Annotated in this window: 1 protein-coding gene; it reads right to left on the bottom strand. The window is 69.2% G+C overall.

Features of this window, described 5'->3' with window-relative positions; genetic code table 11:
- On the bottom strand, nt 1–292 hold a 292-nt coding region (locus tag EIK80_RS25535), incomplete at both ends, for a radical SAM protein (protein WP_125159729.1).

Raw genomic sequence — 292 nt, 5'->3', positions numbered from 1 at the left:
GCCCCGACCTTGGCCTCCGCCTCCAGCACTGCCTCGCACTCATGGTCGCTCAAGCCCGGAATGGCCGGGGCGAACATCACCGTCACCGGCACGCCGGCCTCGGTCAGCCGGCGCACCGCCTCGATCCGCTTGCCCGGCGTGGCCGCGCGCGGCTCCATGCTGCGGGCCAGCTTGCGATCCAGGGTCGTTATCGAGATCGCCACCCGGGTCAGTTTTCGCTCGGCCATCCGGCTCAGCACGTCGAGATCGCGGAGGATCAGGGCCGACTTGGTGATGATCGTGAAGGGATGGC

The sequence above is a fragment of the Caulobacter sp. 602-1 genome (assembly GCF_003931565.1).
In the GTDB taxonomy this organism is placed as follows: Bacteria; Pseudomonadota; Alphaproteobacteria; order Caulobacterales; family Caulobacteraceae; genus Caulobacter.
This window is presented reverse-complemented; position numbering and strand designations above follow the sequence as displayed.